The organism is Saccharopolyspora sp. NPDC050389, assembly GCF_040655595.1.
GTDB lineage: Bacteria > Actinomycetota > Actinomycetes > Mycobacteriales > Pseudonocardiaceae > Saccharopolyspora.
In genome coordinates this window covers 1-6,509 of record NZ_JBFAKG010000076.1, presented here as the reverse complement: position 1 = coordinate 6,509, position 6,509 = coordinate 1, and the positions used below count along the sequence as shown (strand labels likewise).

Annotated in this window: 5 protein-coding genes; all 5 read left to right on the top strand. The window is 71.7% G+C overall.

The features are described 5' to 3' along the window. Window positions 1–137: 137 nt before the first annotated feature. The 5 genes from AB0I53_RS36185 to AB0I53_RS36165 all read left to right on the top strand — a co-directional run bounded on the left by AB0I53_RS36185 (window position 138) and on the right by AB0I53_RS36165 (window position 6,402). On the top strand, window positions 138–743 hold the full coding sequence (locus AB0I53_RS36185; protein WP_358613220.1) for a TetR/AcrR family transcriptional regulator: 606 nt from the start codon (window positions 138–140) through the stop codon (window positions 741–743). 324 nt (window positions 744–1,067) lie between these two features. Continuing rightward, window positions 1,068–3,458, top strand: coding sequence for a CoA transferase (locus AB0I53_RS36180; RefSeq protein ID WP_358613218.1), 2,391 nt, complete (start codon window positions 1,068–1,070; stop codon window positions 3,456–3,458). Beyond that, complete coding sequence (locus AB0I53_RS36175) at window positions 3,455–4,513, top strand: acyl-CoA dehydrogenase family protein (protein ID WP_358613216.1); 1,059 nt, start codon at window positions 3,455–3,457, stop codon at window positions 4,511–4,513. The genes AB0I53_RS36180 and AB0I53_RS36175 overlap by 4 nt, the downstream gene beginning before the upstream one ends. A 2-nt stretch (window positions 4,514–4,515) precedes the next feature. Next, window positions 4,516–5,682 carry an acyl-CoA dehydrogenase family protein gene (locus AB0I53_RS36170; RefSeq protein ID WP_358613214.1) on the top strand — a complete coding sequence of 389 codons (1,167 nt, stop codon included), beginning with the start codon at window positions 4,516–4,518 and terminating at the stop codon, window positions 5,680–5,682. A 90-nt stretch (window positions 5,683–5,772) separates the two neighbouring features. Then, a complete protein-coding gene (locus AB0I53_RS36165) occupies window positions 5,773–6,402 on the top strand; it encodes a LysE family translocator (protein ID WP_358613212.1) in 630 nt (209 codons plus the stop codon). The last annotated feature ends 107 nt before the right edge of the window (window positions 6,403–6,509 follow it).

The window sequence follows — 6,509 nt, the reverse complement described above, 5'->3', positions numbered from 1 at the left end:
CACCGTGGGCCAACCCGAGCTCCATGAGGGCGGGCCACGCGGCGTCGACCAGGCGGCGCAGCTTGGCTATAACAGCCCAAAAGACTCACGGCCCCGGTCCTGGGCGGATCGGGATCCTCGGGTGCCAGGATGGCGTGGTGGCGAAGGCACAGCGCGTCGGACGGCCCCGGGACCCAGCGGTGGACACGCGCGCCTTGGAGGCGGCGCGGGCGGTGTACGCCGAGCGCGGCTGGAGCGGCTTCTCGCTGGACGAGGTCGCCCGGCGCTCCGGGATCGGGAAGGGCTCGCTCTACCTGCGCTGGCCGAACAAGGCCGCGCTGCTGGTCGCCGCGGTGCGGGAGCGCACCCGGTTCATCGCCGAGATCGACACCGGCGAGCTGCGCACCGACCTGGTCGAGTTCGCCCGCGGCTGGATGGAGTACCTGGGCGCCGACGAGGGCGCGCTGACCTCCCGGCTGGGCGTGGACGCGCAGTTCTCGCCGGAGCTCGCCGAGTCGCTGGCCGACGACCCGTACCCCGAGCACATCCGGGCGACCCGCGCGATCGTGCGGCGCGGCATCGAGCGCGGCGAACTGCCGCCCGGCGCGTCGGTGGCGCTGATCGCCGACCTGATCGCCGGCGCGGTGTCCAACCACGTCCGCGCCACGCCACTGCACTTGCGCGGCCAGGTCTGGGCCGAGTCCGCGGGCTACCTGGCCGAACTCGTCGACACCGTCCTCGCCGGAGTGCACGCCCGGTCCTGAGCCCCCGAAGGGCTATTGACGCTGGTAGGGCGGGTTTTGACGCGGCGCAGCCGCTTAGCCCACCTACGCCGCTTGCACCGCCGCGGGTTCACGGTGCCCACCCCTTCCGGGGTTCTTCCAGCGAGGACAGCCCCGACCCGTCGTATTGGACATACGTGTGCCGGGGACCCCACAGCGAGAAGACCGCAGGAACTCCCGCAGGAGGGCGGCCGCGACCCGCACCGCCACGCAAGACGAGTTTGGAAACAGAACCTATTGCGGACGGAAGTCGTCGGAAATAGGTTTGAGGCGTCGGACTCAGCGCGAAACCAACGGAGGTTTCGAATGAGCCACTGCCGCGACGACGATCCGCCCGCTCCGCTGCGGGCCCTGCGCGTGGTCGACACGACCGACGGCCGGGCCGAGATGTGCGGGCGGCACCTGGCCGACCTCGGCGCCGAAGTGATCCGGGTGGAGCCCCCGGACGGCGCCGGCACCCGCACCGCCTGGCCCCGGCACGGCGAGATCGGCCTCCGGGACGCCGCCTACAACGCCGGGAAGCTCGGCGTCACCCTCGACCTCGACGATCCGGGCGGGCGCGCCGATCTGGTGCGCCTGCTGTCGACCGCGGACATCTGGCTGACCACGGCGCGGGATCAGGACTTCGCCGAGATCCGCCGGCGCGTGCCGGCGCTGGTGATCGTGTCCGTCACCGATTTCGGGCTCACCGGGCCGTACCGCGACTTCGTCGCGACCGAATGGGTGCTCGCGGCGATGGCCGGAGTGCTGTGCCGATCCGGCGTGCCCGGCCGGCGCCCGCTCCTGCCGCCGCACGAGATCGTCGAGCAGGCCGCGGCGGCGCAGGCGACCTGGTGCGCGCTGGTCGGCCACTACCGGCGGCTGACCACCGGCCGCGGCGACCACCTGGACGTTTCGCTGTACGAGACGGCGATCCAGGTCTTCGACCCGGCCTTCGGCGCCGGGCCGACCGCCGGTTACGGCCGCCAGTGGTGGGAATTCCCGCACGGGCGGCCGGATGTCGCGCACTACTACCCGGTGTATCCCTGTGCCGACGGGCACGTCCGGGTCTGCCTGCTCAGCGCCGCGCAGTGGCGGGCGATGCGGGCCTGGCTCGGCGAACCCGCCGGGTTCCAGGACGCCAAGTACGACACCATCCTCGAACGGCAGCACGCCGACGACCGGCTCCGCCCGCTGATCACCGAGCTGTTCGCCGGGAAGCGCGCGATGGACGTCGCGTTGGAGGGGCAGCGGCGCGGGATTCCGGTGGCACCGCTGCTCGAGCTCGGCGCCGTCGCGGCGGTCGAGCACTTCCAGGAACGCGGCATCTTCGCGGAGGCGGAGATCGCTCCCGGTGTGCGCGGCGTGCTGCCGCGGAGCTGCATCGAGCTCGACGACCGGCGAATCGGGCCCGCACGGCCCAGCCCGGAGCTCGGCGAGCATGACGAGCTCCTCGATTCGCTGCCGCCGCTGCCGCCGCTGCCGCCGCCGGTCGACCCCGGAACAGCCGATCGCGGCGCGCCTTTCACCGGGCTGCGGGTGCTGGACCTCGGCGTGATCGTGGTCGGTGCGGAGGCCGGGCGGCTGTTCGCGGATCTGGGCGCGGACGTGATCAAGGTCGAGAACAGCGCGCACCCCGACGCCAGCCGGGCCCCGTTCGACGGCACGGTCTCCTCCGGTTTCGCCTGGGGGCACCGCGGCAAGCGCAGCCTGTCGGTGGACCTGCGCGACCCGCGCGGCCGGGAGCTGTTCGAGCGGCTGGCGGAAACCGCCGACGTGCTGCTGAGCAACTTCAGGCCGGGCACGCTGGAGAAGTTGGGCATCGGCCACCGCACGCTCGCCGAGATCAACCCGCGCCTGGTGGTCGTCGAGAGCAGCGCCGTCGGGCACACCGGCCCGTGGCGCAACTGGATGGGCTACGGCCCGCTGGTGCGAGCGGTGGCCGGGTTGACCGCGTTGTGGCGGGATCCCGAGGTGCCCGACGGCTTCGCCGACGGGGTCACCGTCTATCCCGATCACCTCGTCGGCCGCGTCGTGGACACCGCCGCGCTGGCCGTGCTGATCGAGCGGCGGGAGACCGGCCGCGGCCGCCGGGTGACCTGCTCGCAGGCGGAGGCGATCCTCAACGCGCTGTCCGCGCAGGTGCTTCGCGAATCGTTGGAGCCGGGATCGGCGCAGCCGCACGGAGATCTGGGCGAGGACGCAGCGCCCTACGGTGTGTTCCCGTGCGCAGGCGACGACGAATGGTGCGTCATCACGGTGCGCGGCGACGCCGACTACCAGCGATTGCGCGGCGTCATCGAGCTGCCGGAGCCGGCGCACCGGGAGAAGATCGACGCGCAGGTCGCCGAGTGGACCGCCCGGCGCACGCCCGAGGAGGTCATGCGCGAGTTGCAGCGGGTCGGCGTGCCGGCCGGGCCGATGCGCCGAATTCCTTCGTACGCAACGGATCCCGCCCTGCGGGAGCGCCGGGCGTTCGGCACCCTCTACCAGCCGACCGTCGCCACTCCGCTGCCCACCGAGAACGCCCAATGCCGGTCCGACACGATCGCCGCGCCCAGCCTGCGCCCCGCGCCGGCGCAGGGTCAGCACACGCGGGAGATCTGCACCGGGCTGCTGGGCATGGACGACGCCGCCGTCGATGCGCTCATCGACGCGGGCGTGCTGGTCGAAACCGATCCGTGGCAACCCCTTCGCACTCCTGGAGCGTCCGCATGACCTTCGACTTCACCGATGAGCAGCGCGCGCTGCGCCAGGCGGTGCGCGAGCTGCTCGACGACCACGGCTCGGAACCCGCGGTGCGTGCGACGGCCGCGAGCGCCACCGGCGTCGACCCGGATCTGTGGAAGCTGCTCGCCGGGCAGCTGGGCCTGGCGGGCCTGGTGGTGCCGGAGCGCTACGGCGGAGCGGGAGCCGGGCCGGTCGAGCTCGCCATCGTGCTGGAAGAGATGGGCAAGAAGCTGTTCTGCGGCCCGTACCTGTCGAGTTCGGTGCTCGCCGCCACGCTGTTGACCGAACTTTCGTGCGCGGAGTTCCTGCCGGACCTGGCGAGCGGGCAGCGCACCGCGACCGTCGTGTTCGCGCAGCGGTCGATCGCCGCCGGTGAACGGCTTTCCGGCGAGCAGCGCTTCGTGCTCGACGGCGCGACGGCCGATCTGCTGCTGGTGGTCACCGACGGGCCGCGGGTGTTCGCCGTCGACCCGGCCGCCGACGGCGTCTCGATCCAACCTATGTCCACTTTGGATGGAACTCGGCGGCTCGCCGCGATCGCCCTCGACGACGTGCCCGCCCGGCTGGTCGGTGACCCCGACATCACCGCCGCTGCGGTGGCCTGGACGCTGCGCACCGGCGAGATCATGCTCGCCGCCGAGCAGGCCGGTGGTGCCCGGGCCGTGCTGGACATGGCCGTCGAATACGCCCGGACCCGGTTCCAGTTCGGCCGCGCCATCGGCAGCTTCCAGGCCATCAAGCACATGTGCGCCGACTTGCTGGTGGAGGTCGAGTCGGCTTACTCCACCGCCTACGCGGCGGCCTGGGCGCTGGCCGAGCGGAGCCCGGAAGCCACCGCGCTGGCAGCGATGGCGCAGGCCTTCTGTTCCGACGCGTTCCTGCGGGTGGCCGCCGACAACATCCAGATCCACGGCGGGATCGGCTTCACCTGGGAACATCCCGCGCACCTCTACCTGCGCCGAGCACGCAGCAGCGCCCAGCTGCTCGGCGACGCGGAAACGCACCGCGAGCGCTACCTCTCCGCCATCGCCGATTTGGGGTGACCATGAACATCGACACGTTGCGCAGCGAAGTGCGGCAGTGGCTCGCCGACCGCTGGGACCCGGCGGCCGACCGCGCCGAATGGCTGGCCGCGGTCGTGGATCACGGCTACGCGGTGCCGCGCTGGCCGCGCGAGGACTTCGGCCTCGGCCTGGACGAGGAATCGGCCGACGCCGTCGAGGCGGAGTTCCGCCGGGTCGGCGCGCCGGGCAGCGGCCAGGACCGGACCAACCTGTGGGCGAACACCGTCCTGGCGTACGGCAGCGCGGAGATGCGGCAGCGGTTCATCCGGCCGCTGCTGCTCGGCGAAATCCGGATGTGCCTGCTCTACAGCGAACCCGGCGCCGGCTCGGACCTGGCGGGCCTGCGCACCACCGCGGTTCCGGACGGTGACTCCTACCGGGTCAACGGGCAGAAGGTGTGGACGTCCAACGCCGCCGAGGCCGACTACGGCATGCTCATCGCCCGCACCGACCCGGAGGTGCCGAAGCATCGCGGCATCAGCTTCTTCTTCCTGCCGATGGACCAGCCGGGCGTGACGGTGCGGCCGCTGCGGCAGATGACGGGGGAGGCGCACTTCAACGAGGTCTTCCTGTCCGATGCCCGGGTTCCGGCGGCGAACATGCTCGGCGAGCCGGGCCAGGGCTGGCGGGTGCTGCAGACCGCGCTGGCCTACGAGCGGGTGGTGCTCGCGGAGTCCAACCGCGGCGCCAGCACGCGGCACGCGAAGAAGGACGGCGGTGACGTCGACCTGATCGAGCTGGCCCGCAGGCACGGGCGGCTCGACGATCCCCTGGTGCGCCAGGACATCGCGCGGGTGCTGACCCTGCGGGCGGCGAACCGCTGGAACAACCAGCGCGCGCAGGCCGAACTGGAGCAGGGCACCTCGTCGTCGCTGGCATCGCTGGGGAAGCTGCTGATGTCGCGGCTGCTGCACGAGACCGGCCGGGTGCAGACGGCGATCGTCGGCCCGGAGGCGATGCTGGAGGGTGCCGGTCACCCGGACGGCGACGACGCGAATTTCGCCGCGATGAACGCCTACTTCACCTCGATCGGCGGCGGCACGGACCAGATCCAGCGCAACATCATCGGCGAACGGATCCTCCGCCTGCCAAAGGAACCCGACCAGTTCAAGGACGTACCCTTCCGGGAGATCCCCAAATCAAGCTGACGGCCTCCGGCGGTCGTGCAGCGGAGAGGAACCCCGAACTGACGCGAACTCCATTGCCCCGGTCGACGAATCCGCGGATCGGAGGCTGAGATGGATCTCGGAATCGTATTGGCGTTCATCGGTGCGGCGGCGGTGATCTCGCTGGTGCCGGGCGCGGACATGATGTTCATCATGGCCAACGGCATCTCCTCGGGCCCGCGCGGCGGTGTCGTGGCGGCCTTGGGCATGTCCAGCGGGATCGTCGTGCACACGGTCGTGGCCGCGCTCGGGCTGACGGCGATGTTCCAGGCGGTGCCTGCGGCGCTGGAGGTCGTCCGGGTCGCCGGTGTCGTCTTCCTGCTGTACCTGGCGGTCCAGTCGTGGCGGGCGTCGGCGATGCCGGAAGTGCAGGCGGCGCCGGCGAGGTCGATGCGGCGCATCTACGCGCTGGCGGTGCTGACGAACGTGTCGAACCCCAAGGTGATCCTGTTCTACCTGGCGTTCGTCCCGCAGTTCATCAGCACGCAGGCGGCCTGGCCGATCCCGGTGCAACTCCTGGCTCTGGGCGGGCTGCTGGTCGTGGTGGGCATCAGCGTCGACGCCTCGGTGGGCCTCACCTCGGGCTGGCTGTCGAACGTCCTGCTCCGCCGCCGAGCGATCCAACGCTGGCTGGACAGAACGGCGGCCCTGGTCTTCGGGGCCCTGGCCCTGCGCCTGACCACCGAAGACCTGAGGACATGACCCGAGGTTGAGGGCCCGTGCGTACTTTTCGTCGCCATAGCAACGCAGCGGTGCCAGGCCGCTGCGGCCCGCGCAGAGCGCGTCGAAGACCTCGTCGGCGGTGTTCC